The organism is Phaeobacter sp. CECT 5382, assembly GCF_001457775.1.
GTDB lineage: Bacteria > Pseudomonadota > Alphaproteobacteria > Rhodobacterales > Rhodobacteraceae > Pseudophaeobacter.
In genome coordinates this window covers 1-23,136 of record NZ_CYSG01000018.1, presented here as the reverse complement: position 1 = coordinate 23,136, position 23,136 = coordinate 1, and the positions used below count along the sequence as shown (strand labels likewise).

20 protein-coding genes are annotated in these 23,136 nt (G+C 59.1%); 7 read left to right on the top strand and 13 right to left on the bottom strand.

From position 1 onward, the window contains the following. Window positions 1-37 precede the first annotated feature (37 nt). The 3 genes from gloB (at window position 38) to PH5382_RS15855 (ending at window position 4,335) form a co-directional block, all read left to right on the top strand. Window positions 38-805: a hydroxyacylglutathione hydrolase gene (gene gloB, locus PH5382_RS15865; RefSeq protein ID WP_058335376.1), complete on the top strand. Its 768-nt coding sequence runs from the start codon at window positions 38-40 to the stop codon at window positions 803-805. 204 nt (window positions 806-1,009) lie between these two features. After that, on the top strand, window positions 1,010-3,340 hold the full coding sequence (gene clpA / locus PH5382_RS15860) for an ATP-dependent Clp protease ATP-binding subunit ClpA (RefSeq protein ID WP_058335375.1): 2,331 nt from the start codon (window positions 1,010-1,012) through the stop codon (window positions 3,338-3,340). Beyond that, window positions 3,340-4,335, top strand: a complete 996-nt coding sequence (locus PH5382_RS15855; RefSeq protein ID WP_058335374.1) for a M23 family metallopeptidase — start codon at window positions 3,340-3,342, stop codon at window positions 4,333-4,335. The genes clpA and PH5382_RS15855 overlap by 1 nt, the downstream gene beginning before the upstream one ends. 102 nt (window positions 4,336-4,437) lie before the next feature. Here the strand turns inward: PH5382_RS15855 and PH5382_RS15850 are convergent, their stop codons facing one another. The 3 genes from PH5382_RS15850 to PH5382_RS15840 form a co-directional block, all read right to left on the bottom strand. Continuing rightward, window positions 4,438-6,792 carry a peptidoglycan -binding protein gene (locus PH5382_RS15850; protein ID WP_058335373.1) on the bottom strand — a complete coding sequence of 785 codons (2,355 nt, stop codon included), beginning with the start codon at window positions 6,790-6,792 and terminating at the stop codon, window positions 4,438-4,440. A gap of 3 nt (window positions 6,793-6,795) precedes the next feature. Then, window positions 6,796-8,064: a biopolymer transporter ExbB gene (locus PH5382_RS15845; protein ID WP_231751907.1), complete on the bottom strand. Its 1,269-nt coding sequence runs from the start codon at window positions 8,062-8,064 to the stop codon at window positions 6,796-6,798. 78 nt (window positions 8,065-8,142) lie between these two features. Continuing rightward, window positions 8,143-8,673 carry a gamma-glutamylcyclotransferase gene (locus PH5382_RS15840; protein WP_058335372.1) on the bottom strand — a complete coding sequence of 177 codons (531 nt, stop codon included), beginning with the start codon at window positions 8,671-8,673 and terminating at the stop codon, window positions 8,143-8,145. Window positions 8,674-8,743: 70 nt separating this feature from the next. On the opposite strand from PH5382_RS15840, the gene PH5382_RS15835 reads away from it, so the two are divergent. Beyond that, window positions 8,744-9,742, top strand: a complete 999-nt coding sequence (locus tag PH5382_RS15835; protein WP_058335371.1) for a DUF2125 domain-containing protein — start codon at window positions 8,744-8,746, stop codon at window positions 9,740-9,742. Between the two features lie 56 nt (window positions 9,743-9,798). On the opposite strand, the gene PH5382_RS15830 is transcribed toward PH5382_RS15835, so the two are convergent. The 4 genes from PH5382_RS15830 to PH5382_RS15815 form a co-directional block, all read right to left on the bottom strand. Beyond that, complete coding sequence (locus PH5382_RS15830) at window positions 9,799-10,752, bottom strand: extensin-like domain-containing protein (RefSeq protein WP_058335370.1); 954 nt, start codon at window positions 10,750-10,752, stop codon at window positions 9,799-9,801. Continuing rightward, window positions 10,749-11,666, bottom strand: coding sequence for a prephenate/arogenate dehydrogenase family protein (locus PH5382_RS15825; RefSeq protein ID WP_058335369.1), 918 nt, complete (start codon window positions 11,664-11,666; stop codon window positions 10,749-10,751). The genes PH5382_RS15830 and PH5382_RS15825 overlap by 4 nt, the downstream gene beginning before the upstream one ends. Next, window positions 11,663-12,754 carry a histidinol-phosphate transaminase gene (hisC, locus tag PH5382_RS15820; RefSeq protein ID WP_058335368.1) on the bottom strand — a complete coding sequence of 364 codons (1,092 nt, stop codon included), beginning with the start codon at window positions 12,752-12,754 and terminating at the stop codon, window positions 11,663-11,665. Before hisC ends, PH5382_RS15825 begins: the two co-directional genes overlap by 4 nt. A 108-nt stretch (window positions 12,755-12,862) precedes the next feature. Beyond that, the gene (locus PH5382_RS15815; RefSeq protein ID WP_058335425.1) at window positions 12,863-14,302 is read right to left on the bottom strand and encodes an aminotransferase class V-fold PLP-dependent enzyme; all 1,440 of its coding nucleotides are present in this window, start codon (window positions 14,300-14,302) and stop codon (window positions 12,863-12,865) included. Between the two features lie 107 nt (window positions 14,303-14,409). Here PH5382_RS15815 and PH5382_RS15810 point away from each other — a divergent pair, with 107 nt between their 5' ends. Beyond that, window positions 14,410-14,871 carry an Lrp/AsnC family transcriptional regulator gene (locus PH5382_RS15810; protein WP_058335367.1) on the top strand — a complete coding sequence of 154 codons (462 nt, stop codon included), beginning with the start codon at window positions 14,410-14,412 and terminating at the stop codon, window positions 14,869-14,871. A gap of 41 nt (window positions 14,872-14,912) precedes the next feature. Here PH5382_RS15810 and PH5382_RS15805 read toward each other — a convergent pair whose 3' ends face one another. The 5 genes from PH5382_RS15805 to PH5382_RS15785 form a co-directional block, all read right to left on the bottom strand. Then, complete coding sequence (locus tag PH5382_RS15805) at window positions 14,913-15,485, bottom strand: hypothetical protein (RefSeq protein WP_058335366.1); 573 nt, start codon at window positions 15,483-15,485, stop codon at window positions 14,913-14,915. Window positions 15,486-15,727: 242 nt separating this feature from the next. Continuing rightward, a complete protein-coding gene (gene rpsD, locus PH5382_RS15800) occupies window positions 15,728-16,348 on the bottom strand; it encodes a 30S ribosomal protein S4 (RefSeq protein WP_058335365.1) in 621 nt (206 codons plus the stop codon). Between the two features lie 285 nt (window positions 16,349-16,633). Further along, window positions 16,634-17,707 (bottom strand): Hint domain-containing protein, encoded by a 1,074-nt coding sequence (locus PH5382_RS15795; RefSeq protein ID WP_058335364.1) that lies wholly within the window; start codon window positions 17,705-17,707, stop codon window positions 16,634-16,636. A gap of 111 nt (window positions 17,708-17,818) precedes the next feature. Then, entirely contained in the window at window positions 17,819-18,838 is a 1,020-nt protein-coding gene (locus tag PH5382_RS15790; RefSeq protein WP_058335363.1) for a lipid A-modifier LpxR family protein, read from the bottom strand. A gap of 241 nt (window positions 18,839-19,079) precedes the next feature. Next, the gene (locus tag PH5382_RS15785; RefSeq protein ID WP_058335424.1) at window positions 19,080-20,099 is read right to left on the bottom strand and encodes an AraC-like ligand-binding domain-containing protein; all 1,020 of its coding nucleotides are present in this window, start codon (window positions 20,097-20,099) and stop codon (window positions 19,080-19,082) included. A gap of 138 nt (window positions 20,100-20,237) precedes the next feature. On the opposite strand from PH5382_RS15785, the gene PH5382_RS15780 reads away from it, so the two are divergent. Further along, a complete protein-coding gene (locus PH5382_RS15780) occupies window positions 20,238-20,696 on the top strand; it encodes a cupin domain-containing protein (protein WP_058335362.1) in 459 nt (152 codons plus the stop codon). A gap of 15 nt (window positions 20,697-20,711) precedes the next feature. Beyond that, window positions 20,712-22,199 carry a flavin-containing monooxygenase gene (locus tag PH5382_RS15775; RefSeq protein WP_058335361.1) on the top strand — a complete coding sequence of 496 codons (1,488 nt, stop codon included), beginning with the start codon at window positions 20,712-20,714 and terminating at the stop codon, window positions 22,197-22,199. 22 nt (window positions 22,200-22,221) lie between these two features. On the opposite strand, the gene PH5382_RS15770 is transcribed toward PH5382_RS15775, so the two are convergent. After that, window positions 22,222-22,884, bottom strand: a complete 663-nt coding sequence (locus PH5382_RS15770) for a TetR/AcrR family transcriptional regulator (protein ID WP_058335360.1) — start codon at window positions 22,882-22,884, stop codon at window positions 22,222-22,224. Window positions 22,885-23,136: the final 252 nt, after the last annotated feature.

Below are 23,136 nucleotides of genomic sequence, written 5' to 3'. Positions count from 1 at the left end.
TTAACAATCCAGTTTAACAATACCGAGGCGAAAGACCATGCCCCTAGAAATCATTACTCTGCCCTGCCTGTCGGATAACTATGCCTATCTGCTGCATGATGCCAAGAGCGGCCGTACGGCCCTGGTCGATGCCCCGGAAGCCGCCCCGGTCAAGGCCGCTCTGTCCGCGCGGGGCTGGGGGTTGGATGCAATCTTGCTGACACACCACCACTACGACCACATCGACGGGGTAGAAGAATTGCGCCGCACCTATGGGGCCAGCGTCTACGGTGCCAAGGCAGACGCCCATCGGCTGCCACCGCTCGATCATGCCGTTTCTGTTGATGAGAGTTTCGATCTCTTTGGCGAACCCGTTATTGTGATCGACGTTTCCGGTCACACCATTGGCCATATCGCCTTTTACCTGCCCGATAGTGCCGCAGTCTTTACCGCCGACAGCCTCATGGCTCTTGGCTGTGGCCGTCTGTTCGAAGGCAGCCCGGCCATGATGTGGGACAGTCTGCAACGCCTGATGGACCTGCCCCCGGAAACACTGGTCTATTCTGGTCACGAATACACCCAGTCCAACGCGCGGTTTGCCGAAACCATCGAGCCCGACAATCCAGCCCTTCAGGCCCGCGTTGCCGACATCGACGCCAAACGAGCCAAAGGCGAAGCCACTGTTCCAGTCATTTTACAGCTAGAGCTGGACACAAATCCGTTCTTGCGCGCTGGAACAGACGAAATCAAAGGCGCATTGAGACTGCAAGGCACTGATGATGAACATGTTTTCGCCGAAATTCGCAAAAGAAAGGACAACTTCTAGGCTCTGATATCGGGGCCGTTTTTACACCCTAGCGACAGCTTTAAGGCCGCTTTCGAAAGAAATGTGACCTAAATTTGAAAGAAAGTCCTTGAAGCTGCCGCTCTATCAACCAAACTCTAATACTATGACGACATGGTTGATGCAGGGGCAGGATGGTAAACAGACCTAGCGCCTCGGCCAACCCAAGAACAGAGGAGCACGCCCGTGCCTTCATTCTCGAGCACATTAGAACAAGCCATTCATGCCGCGCTCGCGCTGGCAAATGAAAGGCGCCATGAGTTTGCCACGCTGGAACACCTGTTGCTGGCCCTGATCGAAGAACCCGAAGCCGCCCGTGTCATGCGCGCCTGTAGCGTTGATCTGACCGAACTGCGTGCCTCGCTGGTTGAATTTGTCGATGAAGATCTCGCCAACTTGGTAACGGATGTTGATGGTTCTGAAGCTGTGCCTACCGCCGCTTTCCAGCGCGTGATCCAGCGCGCAGCCATTCACGTCCAAAGTTCCGGCCGCACCGAGGTCACTGGCGCCAATGTCCTGGTTGCGATCTTTGCCGAACGCGAAAGCGATGCGGCTTATTTCCTGCAGGATCAGGACATGACCCGCTATGATGCGGTGAACTTCATCGCCCATGGTGTGGCCAAGGATCCCGCCTTTGGGGAATCCCGTCCGGTCTCCGGCGCGCCCGAAGGCGAAGAAGAAGCCATCAGCGGCGGCCACATCCCGGACGGCGACAAGAAAGAGAGCGCGCTTGATAAGTACTGCGTCGATCTCAACGCCAAATCCCGCGAAGGCGATATCGACCCGCTGATTGGCCGTAGCCAGGAGGTTGAGCGCTGCATTCAGGTGCTGTGCCGCCGTCGCAAGAACAACCCGCTGTTGGTGGGCGATCCCGGCGTTGGCAAAACCGCTATCGCCGAAGGTCTTGCACGCAAGATCGTTCAGGGCGAAGTGCCCGAAATCCTGTCCAACACCACCATTTTCTCGCTGGATATGGGGGCGCTATTGGCCGGCACCCGCTATCGCGGCGACTTTGAAGAACGCCTGAAGGCGGTCGTGACCGAGTTGGAAGACCATCCCGATGGCGTGTTGTTCATTGATGAAATCCACACGGTGATTGGTGCCGGTGCCACTTCTGGTGGGGCAATGGATGCCTCCAACCTGCTGAAACCTGCCCTGCAGGGCGGCAAGCTGCGCACCATGGGGTCCACCACCTACAAAGAGTTCCGCCAGCACTTTGAGAAAGACCGCGCCCTGGCGCGTCGCTTCCAGAAAATCGACGTTAGTGAACCCACGGTGCAGGATTCCATCGAAATTCTAAAAGGGCTGAAGCCCTATTTCGAGGAACACCACAATATCAAGTTCACAGCCGATGCGATCAAAACCGCTGTGGAGCTGGCTGCGCGCTACATCAATGACCGCAAACTGCCAGATAAGGCCATCGACGTCATCGACGAAGCAGGCGCGGCCCAGCGTTTGGTGCCCGAAAGCAAGCGTCGCAAGACCATTGGAGTGAAAGAGATCGAAGCCGTTGTGGCCAAGATCGCCCGCATTCCGCCAAAGAGCGTGTCCAAAGACGATGCCGAGGTGCTGAAAGATCTGGAGAAAAGCCTGAAACGGGTGGTCTTTGGTCAGGACGATGCTATCGACGCCCTGTCCAGCGCTATCAAACTGTCCCGTGCCGGTCTGCGCGAGCCGGAAAAACCAATCGGCAACTATCTGTTTGCGGGCCCTACCGGCGTCGGCAAGACCGAGGTGGCCAAACAGCTGGCGGACACCTTGGGCGTGGAGCTGCTGCGCTTTGACATGTCGGAATACATGGAGAAACACGCGGTCTCTCGCCTGATTGGTGCCCCTCCCGGCTATGTCGGCTTTGACCAGGGTGGATTGCTTACCGATGGCGTTGATCAGCACCCGCATTGCGTGCTGCTGCTCGATGAGATCGAAAAGGCGCATCCGGATGTCTTCAACATTCTGTTGCAGGTGATGGATAATGGCCAGCTGACCGATCACAACGGCCGTGCGGTGAATTTCCGCAATGTCGTGCTGATCATGACCTCCAACGCTGGTGCGTCGGATATGGCAAAGGCTGCCATCGGCTTTGGCCGTGATCGCCGCGAAGGCGAGGACACCGCCGCGATCGAGCGTACCTTCACGCCGGAATTCCGCAACCGTCTGGATGCCGTGATTGCCTTTGCGCCACTGCCAAAAGAGGTGATCCTGCAGGTCGTCGAGAAATTCGTTCTGCAACTCGAAGCCCAGCTGATGGATCGCAACGTCTCGATCGAACTGACCCGCAAGGCCGCTGAATGGCTCGCTGACAAAGGCTATGATGACCGTATGGGGGCACGTCCGCTGGGGCGGGTCATCCAGGAGCACATCAAAAAACCGCTTGCCGAAGAACTGCTCTTTGGCAAGCTGGCCAAGGGTGGTCTGGTCAAGGTTGGCATCAAGGACGGCAAGCTGGATCTGCGCATCGAAGGTCCTGGCAAGCCACGGATCTCGGGCGACAAGCCCCCGCTACTGACTGCCGAATAATGATGCAGAAGCCTGTTGGCGCATTGCTCTTAACGCTCGCCGCGACCCCGATCGCGGCGAGCGATTTTCAACTGCAATGGCCGCTGGATTGCAGTCTCGGTGAGACCTGCCATATCCAGCAATATGTCGACCATGGCCCCGGTCCGCGTGTCCAGGACTATCAGTGCAACCCTTTGACCTACAATGGCCACAAGGGCACTGATTTCGTTATCCCTTTCCTGCGAGAGGTCGCCGCTGGCGTCGCCATCAAGGCCGCAGCGCCTGGCGAGGTTTTGGCAACGCGCAACGAAATGCCGGACACCTATGCAACCGAGGAAAACGCCGAAAGCCTGAAAGGGCGCGAATGCGGCAATGGTGCAGTCCTGCGCCATGCGGATGGTTGGGAAACCCAGTACTGCCACATGAAGCAGGGCTCTGTTCGGGTGCAAAAGGGCGACCAGGTCAAAGCTGGCACCCAGCTCGGCGAGGTAGGCCTTTCAGGCAAAACGCAGTTCCCCCACCTGCACCTGTCACTGCGCCACCATGGAGAAGTTGTTGACCCCTTTGCCCCGCAAGGAGTTGAAAGCTGCCCTTCCAGCGTCGAATCCGAAGCCGCGCACGTGCCCGGCCCAACGCTCTGGGCCGACCCGCTCCCCTATCAGCCCGGTGGCTTTCTCGGCAGCGGTTTCAACACGGCTGTTCCGGACTTTCGCGCCATCAAATCCGGTGATGCGGCCCTTTCACGCCTGTCTCCAACCGCGCAGGGGCTGGTTTTCTGGGCCTATGCCTATGGCGGCCGCAGAGCCGATCGAATTCGCCTGTCTATCACCGGGCCAACGGGATTGTTTTCCGTTCATGAGATCACGCTTGAACGTAACCAGGCACAGTTTTTTCGCGCTTCGGGAAAACGCCTGCGCAACAAGACCTGGCCGCAAGGAACCTATCAAGGGATGGCCGTGCTGATGCGGGGTGATGAAGAAATCGACCGGATCACCCAGGAAATCCTAATCTACTAGAACGCCTCGTCTGCCTGCTGCCTCCCGCTATGAATGCATGTGAATACGAGCAGTCCAGTCTGGTTGCACTGCATCTGGTGCCGCCCGTTTGGTATTCCCCGCCTAGCGTTCGGTGAACTTCAACTCGATCCGGCGGTTCTGCGCCCGGGCCTGCGGTGTGTCAGCAGGGTTCACAGGCTGGAATTCACCAAACCCATTGGCTGCCAGCCGGTCCGGGGCCACGCCCAGATTTTCAATCATGAAACGCACCACCGAAAGGGCGCGTCCCTGGCTCAACTCCCAATTGTCACTGTATTTGGCACTGCCCGCCATCGCGGTATTGTCGGTGTGGCCATCCACCCGAATGATCCAGTTGAGCTCAGGTGGGATCTCTGCGGCAACCGTTTGCAGGATCTGCGCAACTTTTGCGATCTCGACTGTGCCCGCCGCCGACAGATCCGCACTGCCCGACGCAAACAGCACCTCAGAGGCAAAAACAAAGCGGTCGCCTTCGATCCGCACCCCATCCTGATTGCCCAGAACATCACGTAGACGGCCAAAAAATTCGGACCGATAGCGCTCCAGATCTGCCGCCTTGTTGGCCAACTCGGCTGCTTCGATCTCCAACCGTTTGCGCTCGCGTTCTTCCAGCAGGCGGCTGCGGCGCTCCTGCGAGGCGGCACGGGCAAGCGCTGCATTCAGATCCTGGCCCAGGTTTTGCAGCTGCACCTGCTGCGCCGTATCTCGGGCCTCATAGTCATCCAGGATCGCCTGCAACCCGCCCAGCTGTTCACGCAGGGCCGCAACTTGCTGGTTGAGCAGCGCGGTTTCACGTTGCGCTTCGGTCGAAACGGTCTTCTGTTCCGCCAACGCGGCTTGCGCCTGCGCCAAAAGGGCTGCGCGCTCCTCAGCTAGGCTGCGTTGATCTGCAACCCCGGCTTCTGCCTCCTTCCGAGCGTTGAGCGCGGCCAGCAGGCGCTGTTGCAGCACAGCCTGATCACCGGCCGCAGCCTGGGCGTTTTCCAAGGCCTCCAGCGCCTGCAACAGACGCCGTTCGACCGTTGCGCGATCTTCTGCGGTGGATGAGGCTGCTGACCGCGCCAGCGCCAGGTCCTGCTGGGCCTGCGCCAACTCTGCTTCGAGACCGGCCATCACACTGGCTGTATCTGTTTGCAGCTGTGCCAGTTTCGTTTCCAGACTACGACGAGCGCTTTCGCTTTCGGCCTGCATCGTCGCCAGCTGTTGTTCCAGCCCATGTTGCGCTGTGGCAAAATCCTGTTGCAGACGGGCCAGTTCATCCTGGTATTGCGTTTGCGTCTCCACATTCGCGGCCCGCTGCCGCGCCAGTTCCGCCTCCAGCGCAGCCTCGCTTTGTGCCGCCTGTTGACGTGCCAGATCCAGATCGCGCCCCAAACGCTCACGGGTGGCGGCCCCGTCCAGCTGCAAGCGCTCCAGTTCCACCTCCAGTGCCGCAACGCGCCCTTCGGCGGCGGACTGGCTCACCTGCATCTGGGCCAGAACCCGCGTCAGCCGTTCGGCCAACTCATCACGTTCTTGCGACTGGGCCCGGGCGGCCTCAAGCGTGGCAAGGGCTGCCTCCAATTCGCTGTTCAACTGGTCCCGCGCCACCTGCGCAGCCGCCAGCAGCGTCAGGGTGTCTTCGGCCTCCTGCCGTTGGTGTTCAAGCGAAAGCGTCAGGGCGGTCAATTCTGCATCCGCCGTCTCAAGCCGGGCACGCAGCGCCTCGGCGGCTGCGACCTCAACCAGACGTGCCGCTTCTTCGGCGGAAAGCTTTGCGCTGAGGTCTGACAGCTCAGCCTGACGTGCAGCCCCCTCAGTCTCCAGATCTGCAATCAAAGCCTCCAGCGCCTCACGCTTGGCGGCAGCAAGACGTGCAGCCTCGACCTTGATATCGATCTCGTCGCGGGCCTGCGCCAGGGCCAAGTTCAGGGCGTCCTGTTCGCTGAGAAGGCTGCTGCGTTCCGCGTCCAGGCGATCCCGATCCGCAGTCAGACTTGCGATCTGCGCCTGCGCTGCATCCCGTCCGGCGATAAAGGCCGCGACCTGGGCCTCAAAGGCGGTGATCTGTTGTTGTGCCTGCGCAAGATTGGCCAGTTGCTGATCCCGTTCAGCTGTCAGCCCGGTGATGATGTTTTGCTGTTCGGCAATCGCATTCTGGGCCTGCGCCAGATCCTCTTGCGTGGTCGAAAGCGTTGAGCTTAGCGCCCCAAGCCGTGCGTTGAGGCGATTGTTGGCGCGCTCTTCCAGTCCCAGTGCACTGGCCAGCGCCTGTACTTCGGTTGCCAGTTCATCCAGCTCGCTTTCTTGCCCGGTGATGGTCTCGCGCAGGACAAATTGCACCACCATGAAAATGGTGAGAACAAACATCAGCACCAGTAAAAGACCGGTCATGGCATCGACAAAACCGGGCCAGATCGAGTTCTGAAACCTTTGGCCGGTGCGCCGCGACAGAGCCATGGCTTAATCCTCGTCCTGACTAAAGGCGCTGTGGATCGAAGAGGGCTGCACCGGAGCAGATTGAGCCGGGTCAGGCTGGCCCGGTGCTTGAGTCGCTGTTTGGCTAGGCGTCTGACGCATACGGCCACGGGGCACCGCAAAAGCCTTGACCATCAGGTCGATATCCTTGCGCAGCTCTGCAAGGCTTTCCTGACGGCCGGCAGATATCTCTTCGAGAATACGCAGCATCTGCACATCGATCGACCGCAGCCGCATCCGGCTTTCGGCATCCATCCCGACGTCACCATGGGCACGCATGATTTCGGTCAGGGTTTCTTGCCCAATCGCCACCCGATCAAGGGCTGCCGACAGGCTGGCCGTCTGATCCTGGCGCGCATTCATATCGGTAATGGCATCCACCAGTTGCGCCAGTTTATTGTCCACTTCGGCGCGGCTTTGGGCGTTCTGCACAAACATCGCCTGCAGGGCGTCCATCTGTTCGGCCATGGTATCCAGCACTTCTGACACCACACCAGTCTCAGAACTATTGCCCTCTTCGCCGGAGGAAAAGCTGACCCGCGTAAACGACGACAGCCATTCTTCCAGCTCACGGTAGAACCGGTTCTGGCCGTGACCGGCAAACAGTTCCAAAAGGCCAACGATCAGCGATCCCGCCAGCCCAAGCAACGACGAGGCAAAGGCCACGCCCATGCCGCCCAGCTGCGCTTCAAGCCCGGTCATCAACCGGTTAAAGATCGCCAGCCCTTCTTCGCCCTCTTGCGGGGCCAGACTACGAATGGTGTCGACGACGGCGGGAACAGTTGTCGCGAGGCCGTAGAACGTGCCCAACAGACCCAGAAAAATCAACAGGTTGACGATATAGCGGGTTATTTCACGCTCTTCGTCGATACGCTGCGCCACTGAGTCCAAAATCGAACGCGTCGAAGAAGAGCCCAGCTGCATCCGCGCGGCACGGGACCGCAAAAGCGCCGCCAATGGTGCCAACAAGGAAGGGGCGCGATCCTCGCCGCGGCTGCCGCCGGAGGCAAAGCTTTCGATCCAGCGTACCGATCCGATCAGCTGCAACACCTGCCAGAAACAGGACAGCACCCCGATCACAAAAACAAAAATGATAAACCCGTTGAGCCAGGGATTGGCCTGGAAGACCGGCAGAACCTTGGGCAGGGCAACAAAGGCGCCAAAGCCTGCCATCCCCAATGCGATCAACATCAGAATGATCTGTCTTACCGGTTGCGAAAACTGTGGCCTGATCTTGCGGTCTGGTTGCGCCATATTCGGAGGGGTCCTGACCCGATGTAATGCTCTTTGCCCGAGGCAGCTTAAAGGCAAAGAAGCAAAAGCGCCAAGGCTTTATGCCGTAATTTGGCGCACACGGGTCATCAACCACTCCAGTTCCGCATCCCCAAGGCCGATCTCGGCCAGATGTTCAGCAGTGTTGTAAAGATATTCGGTATTAGGCCCCCGCCCACCAACGGCCCTGGCAATGATTTGCGCCTGTTTTTCCAGCTCCATACCCCCGCAATACTGCACGTGATCGGGGTCGATCACATAGGTCACGGCCGTCACCGCCTCGCCTGAGGCCAGTGCGACCGGCAGGTCGCGCTCCAGATAGGCAGACGAGACCAGCTCGCGCTCACGCAGATAGTCCAGCGTGGCGCTCTCTTCACCGGCAGCCACGCAAAGGGCCAACCCCTGACAATGGCTTCCTGCAATGGCATCCAGCGCCAGAACCAGACCGGGATTTTCCTCGGTGCCGCGGTGATGGATCGAAGACATGCAGAACGAGCGCGCATAGCCCTGCAAGGTCGCAACTTCGCGGCGTGCGACCGGGAACCCCGGGTTCCACAACAGCGATCCATATCCGAATACCCACATTGTCATGCTCTATGGCCCTTTCTGATCGCGGCCTATAAACAGCAAATTGCAGACTAAAAAAAGAGGGTTTTGCAGAATGCGCCTGCTGAAATGGCTGTGCCTGGGTGCGGCACTCTGGATGACCTATTGGAGCGTCGCGGCCTGGGGTCTGCGTACCGGGCTGGAGCAGTGGTTTGAAGAACAGCGCCGTCAGGGCTGGCAGGCGGAATATGCCGAGCTGACCACAGCCGGCTTCCCCGGCCAGCACGTGACCCGGCTGCAGCATCCTGTGCTAGCAGATCCCGGAACCGGGGCCGCCTGGAGCGCCGACTGGGCTGAATTTGCAAGCCCGGCCCTGTGGCCCGGCGCCCAGACCCTGCGCTTTTCCGACAGCCCGCAGCGATTGTCCTATTTCGACCAGACCCTGACCCTGATGGCCCGCAATATGCAGGCCGAAATGCAGCTCTCACCGGGGTTGGCGCTGGAGCTGGAGCACCTAGCGCTGAGTGGCACGGATTGGCAGGTTGCAACGGCTGACGATCCTGTACTGGAGGCCACAAGCCTCACTCTGGTGATGCAACAGCAATCTCGTGCGGACCGCTACACCCTCACCGCCCGTGCCGAAGGCTTCACGCCCGGCCCCACCTATCGTCGCCTACTGGCAGCGTCTGATCAATTGCCGCAGAGCTTTGAAACCCTCGGCCTGTTGGCGGAAGTGACGTTTGATACCGCCTGGGACCGCCGCGCCATCGAGCTGCGACGCCCGCAGCCCCGGCAGATCTCGCTCACCTTGGCCGAAGCCCAGTGGGGAGATCTGAGCGTAAAGGCCACCGGTGATCTGACCGTGGACGAGGCAGGAAGCTTGAGCGGTATACTGGCCCTTCAGGCGCAAAACTGGCGCTCGGTTCTCGATATGGCGGAACGCAGCAGCCTGTTGCCTCCCAGCCTGCGCAGCGGGCTGGAACAGGTTCTGGCGGTCTTTGCAGGCCGTGCGGGACAGCCGGAAAAATTGGATATCACCCTCACGTTCGACACAGGGCAGATGTGGGTGGGGCCATTGCCGCTGGGACCAGCCCCGCGCCTGATCCTGCGCTGACGTTCAAGAACCGCCCGGCATTTCAGCCCTGATATCTAAAGCACCAGCCGCCAGGCCTAGCGGCAATAGGAACCACCGCGATGCCGCGCGACATCCAGATGGAAGTGATCCTGATGGTAGCGATCCGCTTCGGGGCCCAACACGGTGCCAAAGGGGCCACAGGCCGCCTTCCAGATTTTGACCAACCGTTTGCGGGTTGATCGTGTGCGCCAGCCTTCCAGAACCGTCACCATGGTGCCATCTTCCAGCTTGAAGCCCGAAATATCGATGGCCTTGCCACGCCCATGTTCAGAGATCTTGGCTCCGGGGCGGTTGTTGCGCGTGCGACAGGCATAATGCGCTGCCACCCGCAGCGTGACCACGGGGTTGCGGCGGCCAAAGGCGGTTCTGACATCCTTGTCGACCCAGCGCTTCAGCGCCTTGGCCATGTCGCAGGTCATCAGGGATTCCTGGCTCAGGGTGACACCGGCGACGGATTTCACCCGCACCGCATCCTTGGCGCCACAGCCCGGAAGGGTCGCCGCTACAGATCCCACTGTGCGGCCCTGAATTTCGATGTCGCCACAAACCGATCCCTTGCGCAGTTTACGGCGCTTGAACAGGGCCTGCTCGACGACGCTGTCAGGCCGCAGCCAAGGTCGCAAAGATTGATCAGGCCCAAGCTGCGACAGATCACTGGGCAGGGCTGCCACAGCGAGGATCTGGGCGGAAACAGGTCGTAAGACGGGCCGCATTTTCGTGGACGAGCTGCTCAAATCTACCGGAGTTGCCACCAAAGTTTGCGGCAACAGGGCGGCGGTCTGAACCACCGAACTCTCACGTAGAGCGTTCTCGGTGATCCCGGTCGAAATGGCACTGTGCCTTTCATCGGGCCCGTCAATAGGCCTGTCAATAGGCCTGTCACTGGGGCGCAGCGAGGTTTCTGGCGCATGCGCCTGCACGAGCGCGCTCTGTGCAAGACAGAATGCAGTCGCCAATATCGCCCTGCTCAGCCCCGTGCGCGCGCTCATTTTTGCGCCCGCCCAAAGTCCGGCGCTGCTGTATCCTGCCCGGCCTCGATAATGCCGCGACGGATTGCCCGTGTCCGGGTGAAATAGTCGTGCAGATGGTCCCCATCGCCGGTGCGAATGGCCCGCTGCAGCGCAAAGAGTTCTTCGGTAAAGCGGCCAAGGATCTCCAGCGTCGCGTCCTTGTTGGTCAGAAATACATCGCGCCACATGGTGGGATCCGAGGCGGCAATCCGAGTAAAGTCGCGAAAACCGGCCGCCGAGTATTTGATCACTTCGCTATCGGTTACCCGGCGCAGATCATCGGCGACCCCGACCATAGTATAGGCAATAAGGTGGGGCGCATGACTGGTGACAGCCAACACGAGATCGTGGTGGTCGGCATCCATCTCATCGACATTGGCCCCCATGCCCTCCCATAAGGCGCGCAGTTTCGCGACCGCCTCAGGGTCGCTGCCCTCCACCGGAACCAGCAGGCTCCAGCGATTATCAAACAGTTCGGCAAAGCCTGCTTCGGGGCCGGAATGTTCGGTCCCTGCCAGCGGGTGCGCCGGCACGAAATGCACGCCTTCAGGGATATGTGGCGTGACTGCCTCGATCACATGCGCCTTGACGGAGCCCACATCCGATACGGTTGCGCCGGGCTTCAGCGCCGGGCCGATTTCGGCCATCACCGGCCCCATCGCACCCACCGGCACACAAAGCACCACCAGATCCGCGTCTTTGACGGCCTCTAGCGCTGTGTCACAGATGCGATCACACAGGCCGATACGGCGGGCTGTATCGCGGGTCTCGGCACTGCGAGCATAGCCTGTGACCTCACCGGCCAATCCGGCGCGTTTCATCGCCCAAAACATCGAAGAGGCAATAAGCCCCAGCCCGATCAGGGCGACGCGGTTGTAAACAATATTGCTCATGCGGCACCCTGCCCTGCTTTGAATTCCGTAATCGCTGCCAACAGACGCCGGCAAGAGGCCTCGTCGCCCACTGTGATGCGCAGCGCATTGGGCAGATTATATCCCGCAACCCGTCGCACGATCAGCCCCTGACTCTGCAAATAGCTGTCGCAGGCTTCGGCTTCGGCCTGATCTGAGAGGCGCGCCAGAATGAAATTGGTGCAGGAGGTATCAGACGCAATGCCAAGTGCCGCCAGCGCCTGCGCCAGCCATTCGCGCCATTTGGCATTTTCCGCCCGGCAGTGAGCAATGTAGTCCTGATCCCGAATGGAGGCTTCAGCCCCCGCCAAAGCAGTCGAAGATACATTGAAAGGCCCGCGTACCCGGTTGAGCACATCAATGATGGCCGCTGGGCCATAGCCCCAACCGATCCGTGCCCCGCCCAGCCCGTGGATCTTTGAAAACGTCCGGGTCATGAAAACATTGTCGCGATCCGCAATCAGCGCAGCACCGGCATCAAAGCCTTCGACATATTCGGCATAGGCCCCATCCAGCACCAGCAAAGCGCCCTGCGGCAAACCATCAGCCAGCCGCGCCACCTCGGCGGCGCCAATCATGGTGCCGGTGGGATTGTTGGGGTTGGCGATGAACACCAGCTTGGTGCGATCAGTACAGCCCGCCAATAGCGCATCGACATCAGTGACCCGCTCGCGCTCCTTAACCTCAACCGGGGTGGCCCCAGCTGCCAGCGCGCTGATGCGATACATGGCAAAGCCGTGTTCCGTATAGAGCACCTCATCGCCCGGGCCTGCATAGGCCTGACAGAGGAAAGCAATCACCTCATCACTGCCGGCGCCACAGATGATCTGATCCGGGTTCAACCCTTCGACAGTGCCAATCGCCTGCCGCAGCGCCAGATGATCGGAGCTGGGATAGCGATGCATCATCGCCGCCGCTTGCTGCATGGCTTCTATCGCAAGCGGGCTGGGTCCCAGTGGGTTCTCATTCGAGGAGAGCTTTACCGTGTTGCTCACCCCTGCCACATGGGCCGCGCCGCCCTGATAAAGAGCGATATCCATAATACCGGGCTGCGGCGTAATCTGGGTCATTCTGCGGGCTCCTTGACTTCGGGCTCCTTGGTTCCCCTTCGTCATAACGAGGCAGACCGCGATGGGAAAGCCGCAAGATCACATCACAGCCTTTCCCGAGCTTTGAAGTCACTCCGCAGCCAGCGCCTGGAACCGGGCCGTGGCAGGATCTGCCTGATAGGTTGAAGCCAGGTCTTCTGCTCGCTGCGTCAACTCATTCACGCTGTCGATGATGTATTGCACCGTCTGCTCGGCCATCAGGTAGGAAAAATTGAGCCGCACCCAGCCGGGTTTGCGCAGCTCTTTACCAGCCTGCAGATCGCGAAACAGGGCCTCGGATTCGGGTCTTTCAATGCCGAGCAGGCGATGCGCATAGGGGCCGGCGCAGGCGCAGCCACCCCGGGCCTGAATCCCGTAATAGTCGCTCAACATCCGGGTAAAGAGCTGTTGATGAACAGGCACACCGGAAGATCCCGTGACCGTGAAGGAAAAGATCGGCAAGCGGTGCGCCGCAGGATGCCCCAGCAGGGTCAAATGCGGGTTATCCGCCCAGCCCGCCCGCGCCATAGCAGCGTATTTTTCTTCGCGCACTGCGATTTCGGCCTCCCCCACGGCTTCTTTGACCAAAAAGGCCAGGGCGGCGCGAATATCGCCAATCACATTTGGCGTTCCGGCCTCTTCGCGGGCCGCCAGATCAGGGCTATATTCGTGTCCCCAGGGGGACACAAAACTGACGGTGCCGCCCCCAGGCCAAGACGGGCAGCGCCGCTGTGCCGCATGCTTGTTGACGATCAACACACCCGAACTCCCCGGCCCGCCCGGGAATTTATGTGGTGAGATCACGACGGCGTCTTTGTGCGCACCATCCACGCCAGCCATGCAGATCGGCAGATAGGGGCCGGCACCGGCATAATCCCAGACTGCCAGTGCGCCCGCCGCATGCAGCAGGCGACTGATCGCGTCGGGGTCGGTGACGATACCAGTCACGTTGGACGCGGCAGAGAAACTACCGATCATCAGATCACTCTCGCCATGCGTCAACAAAGCCGCCTGCAGCGCGTTAAGATCCGGCCCGCCCTCGCGGGCTTCGGGGATTTCAATCACCCGCGCCTTGCTTTCGCGCCAGGGCAGAATGTTGGAATGATGCTCATACGGACCGATGAAAACGACTGGATCTGAGGCCTCATTGACCCCCAAAAGACTGATGAGCCGGTTCAACCCCGCCGTCGCGCCCGATCCGGCAAAAATCACTGTGTCATCAGCTCCCGCCTGAGCGATACGTGCAATCTCGGCCCGCGCCTCGCGGCGTAATCTTGTCATATAAGAGCCGCAGAACGATGCTTCGGTATGGGAATTCGCATAGTAGGGCAGCACCTGGGTCGCGATGAAATCTTCGACCTGCTGCATGGCCCGACCCGAGGCAACATAATCGGCATAGACCAGCGGCACTGGCCCTTCGGCACCGGGGATCATCGCGCCTTCGCCAATGAGCCCCTCGGCTAGGCTATCGTCCTGGGCAGCCTTCTGCAGCATCTTTTTGAAAGGCGTAAGGGGGGCGGCTGAGGTCATGATGGGCTCCTGATGCATAGCTTTCGGAGATCTTCCCATCCAGATTGCGCGATTTCTTTATCAATCTTTGATTGATTTTTGCAATATTCGGGTCATATGATCGAGGAATGACCAATAATGTAGATCATATCGACACCTCCATTCTGCGTGCCCTGCAGCAGGACGCCAACCTGTCCCAACGTGAGCTGGCCGAGATAGTCGGCCTGTCGCAAAACGCCTGTTGGCGCCGCCTCAAGGCGCTCACCGACAACAAGGTTCTGCAAGGCTCAACCGCACGCGTCGATCGGGCCAAACTGGGACTGGAACTGGTGGTTTTTGTTATGCTGCGCACGCGGCACCATTCTGCCGATTGGCTGGACCATTTTCGCCGCCACGTGCTGACGATCCCTGAAGTCGTGGATTTTCACCGTATTGGTGGCGACTATGACTATCAGCTGAAAGTGGTGACCCAGGACATGCGCAGCTATGACCGGGTCTATCAACGCTTGATCAGCGGCATCGAGCTGGACAGCGTGACTTCATACTTCGCGATGGAAACCATTGCCGAGGGGCGCCCGCTGCCACTGTGAAAGCAGCCGCGGGAAAGGTCTGGTACAGACCTGATGCAGAATTAGTGACCAAAAGCCTTGTTTGGCATCCAACCTGCACGTTTGCCTTTTGGGCCCATGCGCATGTGCAGGCAGGAGGTTCCATACCGTTGGAAATACAGAATATCCAAGGCATACCAGCCAGCGACGGGCACCTCGACCTCACTCATGATGGTGGTATCACAGGTTTGGCGCCCGTCGAATTTGCCCACAACCTTGCCACCAATTTTGGCCCTTATCCCGTCATTGGTCAAAAAATCGATATTGTGAACACCCGGCGTGTCGAAATGCACATAGCCCTTGATCGAGGCGACGACATGCTCAGCCCGCTTTGAGGTCAGCGTCAGATCACCTTCATTGGTGTCACGATAATCCAGCCCGCTGAGCGCCCGTCCCCGCTCGGCAGAAATCTTCAGCGCTGACGAGGCCTCGCTCAGGGTTCTGACGTCCTGTGGATAGGCATAGCGCACCGAAAGGCCTGATTTAACACCCGAGGGCTGAGGGTTGGCTGGCTGGAGCTTCAGCGGCGCCGCACTGACCAAAGTACTGATGAGGATTGCAGCAGCGGTCAAAACACCGGTTCTGATCTGGAACATTCTCGTCTCCTGTTTAACGCAGACCCCTTAGTGGCCCGCCCTTGCCTCAAAGGTAACGACACAGCGCGCCAAATGACAATGGCATTTCAGCGCAGGGCTGGCCGAAGCGGATTTTTCGCCTACGAAGAACCGCTAATCAGAAACAGCCCGCGCCCAATACAGGTGCGCAGACAAGACACAAAATGCAAAAAGGGCCGCCAAAATGGCGACCCTTTCCTTCGGAGGCCCAGGGGGCCACCCAATTAGTTCTTGGCGTAGAATTCCACAACCAGGTTTGGTTCCATGACAACCGGATAAGGCACATCGGCCAGACCAGGTGCGCGCACGAATGTGGCGGTCATTTTGTTGTGGTCGGCTTCGATGTAGTCAGGCACATCGCGCTCGGCCAGCTGGGTCGCTTCGATCAGAACTGCCAGTTGCTTGGACTTGTCACGTACAGCGATCACGTCGCCTTCCTTTACACGGTAGGAAGGAATGTTGACGCGCTGGCCATTGACGGTCACGTGGCCGTGGTTGACGAACTGGCGGGCCGCAAAAACGGTTGCAACGAATTTGGCGCGGTAAACAACGGCGTCCAGGCGGCGCTCGAGCAGGCCGATCAGGTTTTCACCGGTGTCGCCGTTCACACGAACAGCTTCGGCATAGATGCGGCGGAACTGCTTTTCGGTCATGTCGCCGTAGTAGCCTTTCAGCTTCTGCTTGGCGCGCAGCTGAATGCCGAAATCGGACAGTTTGCCTTTACGGCGCTGACCGTGCTGGCCGGGGCCATATTCACGACGATTGACCGGGGACTTAGGACGACCCCAGATGTTTTCGCCCATGCGGCGGTCAATTTTATACTTGGCAGACGTACGTTTAGTCACGACTGTTCTCCTTTTTAGTGGCTCCGCAATTCTTTCCGAAAACCGGTCCCCACTTTTCGGATTGAGGACGCGGACGCCAGCAATCATGAACAGCCAGAACGCAGCCAGAAAAAACGGCGGCTATAAAGGGCGTTGTCCTCTTAGGGGGATCAGGGATCTTCCCTATGACAGGCATCCCCTTGCGGGGGCCACCAACACCAATGAAGTGGCGCTTATATGGGCAAAGACCGTAGAGTCAACACTGTCGCGACTGGTTTCTCATCCAAAGCCGGAGTTTATCTGGATTTAGGCCGCTTCGTGCATCAGGATTGCTGCCTCGGAGGCGCTGAGATTGCGGCGGGCATAGGAACCATAGGACATCGGGTCCCGCTCTAGCAGTGGTAAAAGCCCGGTCAGCCGGATGCGGTCACGGGTCTCAAGCGCCGACATCGAGGCACTGGCGGGATGGAAACTTTCGCTTTCAACCCCATTGGCCCAAAGCACCTGATGGCTTCCAAGAAGCAGATGAATATAGGTGACTTCCTTGACCGATGTGTCAGGCGCAATGGTACGACCATTGACCAGATCACGCGCTGCCACCAGGACTTCGGGGGTATTGAACAGCGCCTGAACATGACGCCCCCGCAGCAACATGCGATGCTCTGGCGAGACCAGCAGTTCTTTTTCAGGCCGGTCAATTCCCAGGGCCCCGGCGCGAATGCGGACAGGACGCAATTTTGGCACCACAAAAAGACGGGCACCACTGATGCGGCGGGATCCGATCCAGTGAATGTGCTGGGCGCCATTATCACGGGTCTGAACCTTGTCACCTTCGCGCAGGTCTTCGATACGGCGCGGCCCCTGCGGGGTGGCAATCTGGGTTCCCGGCGTAAAACAGATAACGCCGCTGCCGGGCTGTCCCGGCATGCTGTCGGCAGGACAGGCAATAGTGCCCAGTGAATGATGGACCACCCAAAGATCCGTGCCCTTTGGCGGGATTTCATTCACAAACATCAAAAGTGGTCTGGTGGAATCTGCGACCTCGATCAGCGTCACGGTATAGCTCTGAACGCCATTGGTAACGACAAAACTCTTGTCGAGCAGCGGGTCTTCGACCGGCACCTCTCTGACGTCGGTCCGGTTTTGCACGGCTGCGCCAACCAGCCGACGCACCGAGCGTGCCGCCCGGCGTCTCAGATCAGATTCTCCATCTGCCATGTCCAGTCGCAAAAGCTCAGCCGGGCCATCAACCCGCACCGTATCTCCATGCCATGACCACGCGGCCCCGACATCAACAGCGTCGATCGGTGCGGCCAAAAGACCGTCTATCTCTGTTTGCGCCCAAGAAATGACAAACGTGCCACGAAAGCCCGTTTTCATCTGCCTCTATGCCTGCTCTTAGTTTTTGTTATTAACGTTTTGTTAACAAACCTGACGCAGCAGATAAAGCGCAAACTCTGCCCTGACGTGGAGGGGGCTTTGGGTGTGCCGTCAAAACCTCAACTGCAACTGAAGAGAGCCGGTGATCTGGCCCTCATCCTGAGTGCTGAATTCTTCACTCAGGTAGGTCAGACCATAAAAAGCAGACGCGTTGTTCCCCTGCCAACGCAGGCCCAAGCGCGCGCGCTGACGGCTATGCTTCAGATCATAGTTGCTGCTGTCTGGCAAAAAGATCGACTCCGCGACATAGGCAACATCCGCTCCTGCCGTCAAAGACAGGCCCCTGGCCTCGCTCTGCTGGGTGCGATAGCGATGTCCCGTGACGGTTTCACGTACCAGCAATCCCCCCTGCCCCAGCTGCCCAAGGGTCAGATCCAGTCCGGCGCGCAGATAGGTCTCATCACCAGCCCGCGCTTCGACAAAGGGGCGCAGGCTCGCCTGTGGTGACAGCATCAACACCCGGCCAACTTCGGCAGAAATCACCGGGCGGATCTTGTTGGGCACCTGCAACGCCAGAACCGCATCTGTGACCTGCGGCGCACTGGTAATGTCGTGCAACCAGTCCTGCAGATCCGCCAGCTGCGTTTGCGGGCCAACCAAGGTCAGACCGCCACCGACTGAGATCTCAACATCGCCCCGCTGCATATGCGTGTTCAGCTCAGCGGTCAAAGCTCCGGCCCAAGGCCGGTCCGAAGGCTTGGCAACGGTCAGGCTTTCCGGGGCAAGGATCTGGCCCTGAATCCGCAGTTCCAGCAGTTCTCCGAACCCGGCTGGTGCCTGCCCGTTCCATCCATAACCGTAAATGCGCGACGAGGTGATCGACCCGGTGCGCCAGCGATCCTCACCATCCCCGAAAAGGTCATTGGAAAACATCAAGCCATAGCCGATCCGGTGGCGCTTGCCCGGTGATGCACCCGGTGTTGCGTCCGGTATTGCGCTTGGCGTTTCGCGTTGTGCCTGGTCCTCGGTTCGGGACACGACAGTCTCGGCCCAAAGGGCTGTCGGTACAGCCAGGCCGATGGCGAGGATGGTTATCTGTTGTGTCAGCTGTCGCGCCACTTTTCGAAACATGGATCAATCCCGATCTGATCTTGCGCCACCTTAGCAGCCGCCCTTAACAAGGCGTTAACACCCGGCCCGCGCTCCGGTCTAGTGCAGCAAAGACACATCCCGGACCAATCGAAAAGCACCCTGCCCCTGTCTTGCCACACCATCGCCACAGTTCAGCATGGCCCTCAAGGAAATAACGCCTGACAGGCTGCCCCAGCATGCCCCAGCTGACCTCCAGCCGGTATACCTAAGAGAGAGACAGTCAGGCTGGCCCGCCCTGGCGGAGGGTTTCGCGTGGCGATTGCCCAAATGCTGCACGATAGGCGATGGAAAATCGCCCCAGATGACTGAACCCGGCATCAAAAGCGACCGCATTTACTCGATGGTCGGAGGGCAGACTTTGCAAAAGATAATGCGCGTGGTTCAAACGCTCCCGCGTTAGATACTGCATTGGCGTGCAGTTGAAATGTGCTTTGAACCCCAACTGCAGGCTACGCAGACTGCACCGCGCTTCGGAGGCGATCCCGGCCAGGGTTAGCGGCTCTGCGAGATTGCTCCTGATATAGTCCACAGCCCGGCGCAGCTGAAACGACGGCAGCAGGTCCTGTCCCGTGTGCGCGCCCTGTTGCAGACTGTGGGAAATACTACTGGGTTGATGGGTCAGAAACCCAAGGATCAGCTCTTCCTCCAGACGCGCCTGATGCGGATGCATCTGCGTGCCAAAGGCCGCTCCATTCTGTGCCAAGCTGATCGCCGCGAACAGGGATTTCTGCCAGCGTTGCAATCCCGGTCTGCGCAGATCCACATGCGGGTCAAACAGCACCGCTTCCCCCAAAGGTCGGCCCAGCAGATCTTCGGCAAGTCGGTGCAGGGCTGCGCGGTCGACCTGCATCAACAGCTTGCGACAGCCTTGATGCCAAGTCATGCAGGTGTCGCGTGTCGGGTTGAGCACTGATGCCTGGCCGACTCCCGCCGCCACCTCTGCCTTGCCATTGCGTACAGCCGCCGTTCCGGCCAGCGGCAGCTGGATCAGATAGAACCGATCCAGCTCACCGGGGTTGATGGCAACCTCGCAGCCATAGCTGAGATAGTTCAATGACAGGCTTTGGCCTGCAACATGGTTGTGGCGCGCCTCAAACCGGCGGTGCTGAGGTCCAGGTGTCAGATCATGGGCGCAGAATTTTCCGGCAACCCGGTGCCGCGCGTCATCAATGTCCTGCGTTTTAAACAGGGGATGTGCGCTCAGCGGCTCTGCCAAATTCGTCAAGGTGCTGGGATCCATACCGCCACCCTGCATAAATTTCACACCTAAAACAAAGCTTTTCCGCCCAAGATGATTTTCTTTGCGCAATTTGGACAAAGAAAATATCAATCGAGCCCTAGGCTCACGCAATAATCTTTCAAACTCGGGGAGGAGAACATGAAAGAAACTGCTGGCATTACCCAATCTGCCGATGGGATCAACGGGGTGGCCTGGAATGTGGTTGGCCATACTTACACACCAAAACTGCACTCTGATAACGCGTTTATCTGGCATGCTGATATTCCGGCCGAAACCTTCGTGCCGCCACATATCCATCCCACACAGGATGAATGGATCTATGTGCTTGAGGGCAATCTGGAGGTGGAATTCGGCCACGATCAAGGCCCGCCGACAACCGAAAATGCAGGACCAGGCGACACGGTTCGCATGCCGATGGGGATCGCGCATGGCATCTTCAATCGCAGTGGCGCCACTGCCAAATGCGTCTTTGGCGTTGCTCCTGCACGCAAGCTCTATGATCTGTTTATCGCTCTGGATGGCGTGACCGACCCCGAAGAGCTGACCCGGTTGTCTGCCCTACACGAAGTCGATTTCCTGCCGCCCCCGGCCGAATAAGGAAGGGCATCAGATATGGTAAAACGCAAAACCATCGCCATCATCGGCGGCGGCGTCAGCGGCTTGGCCGCTGCCAAAGCCTTTGATGAAAAGGGCCACCGGGTGGTCGGCTTTGAACGCAGTCATGACTTTGGCGGCGTCTGGGAGCTATCGCGCTCCTACCCGGATGTGCAAACGCAATCCCCAAAGGAGCTTTATTGCTACACCGACCATCCAATGCCGGAAGACTACCCGGAGTGGCCAAAAGGCCCGCAGGTGCATGCCTATCTGCATAGCTATGCCGACAAACACAAACTCAGCCGCCTGTTCCGGCTGAACACCAATATCCAGTCGATGGACCGCCGGGCCGATGGCAAACCCGGCTGGACCCTCACGATTGATGAGGCAGGCCAGATCCGGCAGGAGGATTTCGACTTTGTCGCCATCTGCACCGGGCAGTTCTCGGAAAAGAACATCATCAGCCATCCGGGACAGGAGGAGTTTGTCGCCCAGGGCGGACAGGTCATCCATTCGTCAGACTACACCGATCCCGCGATGATGGAGGGCAAGCGGGTTGTCGTGCTCGGCGGCTCCAAATCGGCCACCGATATTGCGGTCAACGCGGCCAAGAATGGCGCCAAGCAGGTGACCATGGTCTACCGCGAAAACGTCTGGCGGGTGCCTTATTTTGTTGGCGGTATAAACTTCAAAAACCTGCTCTACATGCGCGCACAGGAACAGCAGTTCAACCAATGGGGAAAATCCCCGCTGCAGCGGGTCATCGCCGCCGTACTGAAACCCTTGGTCTGGGCAAATTTTCGTGGCCTGGAGACCCTGCTCAAACTTCAACTGGGTCTGAAGAAATGGAACATGGTGCCGGACACGCCGATCGAAAAGGAGGCGTCCTGCTCTTTGCCGATCGTCACCCCCGGCCTGTTTGAAAGTTTCAAATCCGGAAGCGTGAAACCCATTCAGGGCACCTTTGATCACTATGAGGGCGATGAGGTGATCCTGACCACCGGCGATCGGGTAAAGGCCGATATCATCGTGCTGGCGGTAGGCTGGAAGCTGGGTATTCCCTATCTGGCGCAGGAATACCGCGAAAAGCTGATCGAGGCAGACGGGCAATACCGTACCTTCCGCCTGTCTGTGAACCCGGACCTGCCCGATATGGGCTTTGTCGGCTTCAACTCCAGCTTCTGCACTGTTTTGTCAGCCGAGATGATCGCCAATTGGCTGGTGCGCTATGCTGACGGTCAGCTTGCGCAGCAACCCAGCCGGGCCGATATGGATAAAAACATAGACATGATGCTAGATTGGCGGCGGCGCGAACGCCCGGCTGCTCAGGTCTATGGCGGGCTCTGCTCAGCGCCTTTCCACTTCAAGCACTTTGACGAGCTGCTGGCGGACATGGGGGCACGCAAATGCAAGCGCTCCAATCCCCTGGCTGAACAGTTCTCCTATCCGAGTGCACCGGCCTATGGCGAATTTCTCGCCTCGACGCCGCAGTACCGCGCCGAATAGACCGGAACGCGGCGACCAGGCTTCAGCGCTGTGCCCCTCGGCGTGGCGCTGAAGCAGCTTCAAAATTCAACCCAATAATGGCGCCCACTGCATCCAGACCGATCTGCGACAGCTCCCCCGGAGCGAAGGCTTCCGGCAGGGCACCGCCCTCCATCCACAAACCATCAATCAGGGCGTTGCAGGCTGTCGCCAGCTGGTACAACCGTTCGGGTCTGGCCGGGATACCAGCCTCCTCCAGAGCCGCGCGAATCAACTCCTGCAGGCGGTCGCGAAAATCGATATAGGTCCGGGCGTGGGTCTCTTTCATCTGCGCGTCATGCTGCACCTTGTTCAAGAATCCCGCCCACAAAGCAATGGACCGCGGATCCACCACCGGCGGCGTCAGAGATGACTGCACAAACACCCGTAACCTGTCCGCTGCAGAACCTTCGACCTCTGCCGCTGGCGCAAAGGTGAGATCCGTCATCTGGGTCATGTGATAGTCAAACGCAGCTGTCACGAGCTCTTCTTTGGACGAAAAATAATGTCTTATCAGCCCCTGAGTGACTTCGGCACGCTCCGCAATGCCGCGCACTGTGGCGCCGCGCACACCTTTTTCGGCGATCAGAGACAGGGTTGCCCTGATTAATGCCTCTTTGCGCTGTGCCGCACTTTCGCGCGTAAATTTTCGCCGCTCGTCACCCATCCCTGCTCCTTTCGCAGCCCGTTTCTTCCCCTCAATAATTATACACTTGCATAACTAACAGGGTTCGGCCTTACTACCTCCAATAACTGAGGAAGCCGCACAATGCCAATTGCGCCAATTGCGCCAACTGCCGCCGCAGCAGACCAAGAGAGCCAACCGCAAGCAGAAGTCGACGCACAAAAAGATGCCGTGCGCATGGCTTTGTTGCACAAATCGGTTTCTGAGGGGACTTCCCCTTTCCCCGGACGGAAT

What these genes read in the sequence shown, in the direction of transcription:
- gloB (WP_058335376.1), top strand. Translation starts at nt 38, where the DNA reads ATGCCCCTAGAAATCATTACTCTGCCCTGCCTGTCGGATAACTATGCC.
- PH5382_RS15855 (WP_058335374.1), top strand. Translation starts at nt 3,340, where the DNA reads ATGATGCAGAAGCCTGTTGGCGCATTGCTCTTAACGCTCGCCGCGACC.
- PH5382_RS15850 (WP_058335373.1), bottom strand. Translation starts at nt 6,792, where the DNA reads ATGGCTCTGTCGCGGCGCACCGGCCAAAGGTTTCAGAACTCGATCTGG.
- PH5382_RS15845 (WP_231751907.1), bottom strand. Translation starts at nt 8,064, where the DNA reads ATGGCGCAACCAGACCGCAAGATCAGGCCACAGTTTTCGCAACCGGTA.
- PH5382_RS15840 (WP_058335372.1), bottom strand. Translation starts at nt 8,673, where the DNA reads ATGACAATGTGGGTATTCGGATATGGATCGCTGTTGTGGAACCCGGGG.
- PH5382_RS15835 (WP_058335371.1), top strand. Translation starts at nt 8,744, where the DNA reads ATGCGCCTGCTGAAATGGCTGTGCCTGGGTGCGGCACTCTGGATGACC.
- PH5382_RS15830 (WP_058335370.1), bottom strand. Translation starts at nt 10,752, where the DNA reads ATGAGCGCGCGCACGGGGCTGAGCAGGGCGATATTGGCGACTGCATTC.
- PH5382_RS15825 (WP_058335369.1), bottom strand. Translation starts at nt 11,666, where the DNA reads ATGAGCAATATTGTTTACAACCGCGTCGCCCTGATCGGGCTGGGGCTT.
- hisC (WP_058335368.1), bottom strand. Translation starts at nt 12,754, where the DNA reads ATGACCCAGATTACGCCGCAGCCCGGTATTATGGATATCGCTCTTTAT.
- PH5382_RS15815 (WP_058335425.1), bottom strand. Translation starts at nt 14,302, where the DNA reads ATGACCTCAGCCGCCCCCCTTACGCCTTTCAAAAAGATGCTGCAGAAG.
- PH5382_RS15810 (WP_058335367.1), top strand. Translation starts at nt 14,410, where the DNA reads ATGACCAATAATGTAGATCATATCGACACCTCCATTCTGCGTGCCCTG.
- PH5382_RS15805 (WP_058335366.1), bottom strand. Translation starts at nt 15,485, where the DNA reads ATGTTCCAGATCAGAACCGGTGTTTTGACCGCTGCTGCAATCCTCATC.
- PH5382_RS15795 (WP_058335364.1), bottom strand. Translation starts at nt 17,707, where the DNA reads ATGAAAACGGGCTTTCGTGGCACGTTTGTCATTTCTTGGGCGCAAACA.
- PH5382_RS15790 (WP_058335363.1), bottom strand. Translation starts at nt 18,838, where the DNA reads ATGTTTCGAAAAGTGGCGCGACAGCTGACACAACAGATAACCATCCTC.
- PH5382_RS15785 (WP_058335424.1), bottom strand. Translation starts at nt 20,099, where the DNA reads ATGGATCCCAGCACCTTGACGAATTTGGCAGAGCCGCTGAGCGCACAT.
- PH5382_RS15780 (WP_058335362.1), top strand. Translation starts at nt 20,238, where the DNA reads ATGAAAGAAACTGCTGGCATTACCCAATCTGCCGATGGGATCAACGGG.
- PH5382_RS15775 (WP_058335361.1), top strand. Translation starts at nt 20,712, where the DNA reads ATGGTAAAACGCAAAACCATCGCCATCATCGGCGGCGGCGTCAGCGGC.
- PH5382_RS15770 (WP_058335360.1), bottom strand. Translation starts at nt 22,884, where the DNA reads ATGGGTGACGAGCGGCGAAAATTTACGCGCGAAAGTGCGGCACAGCGC.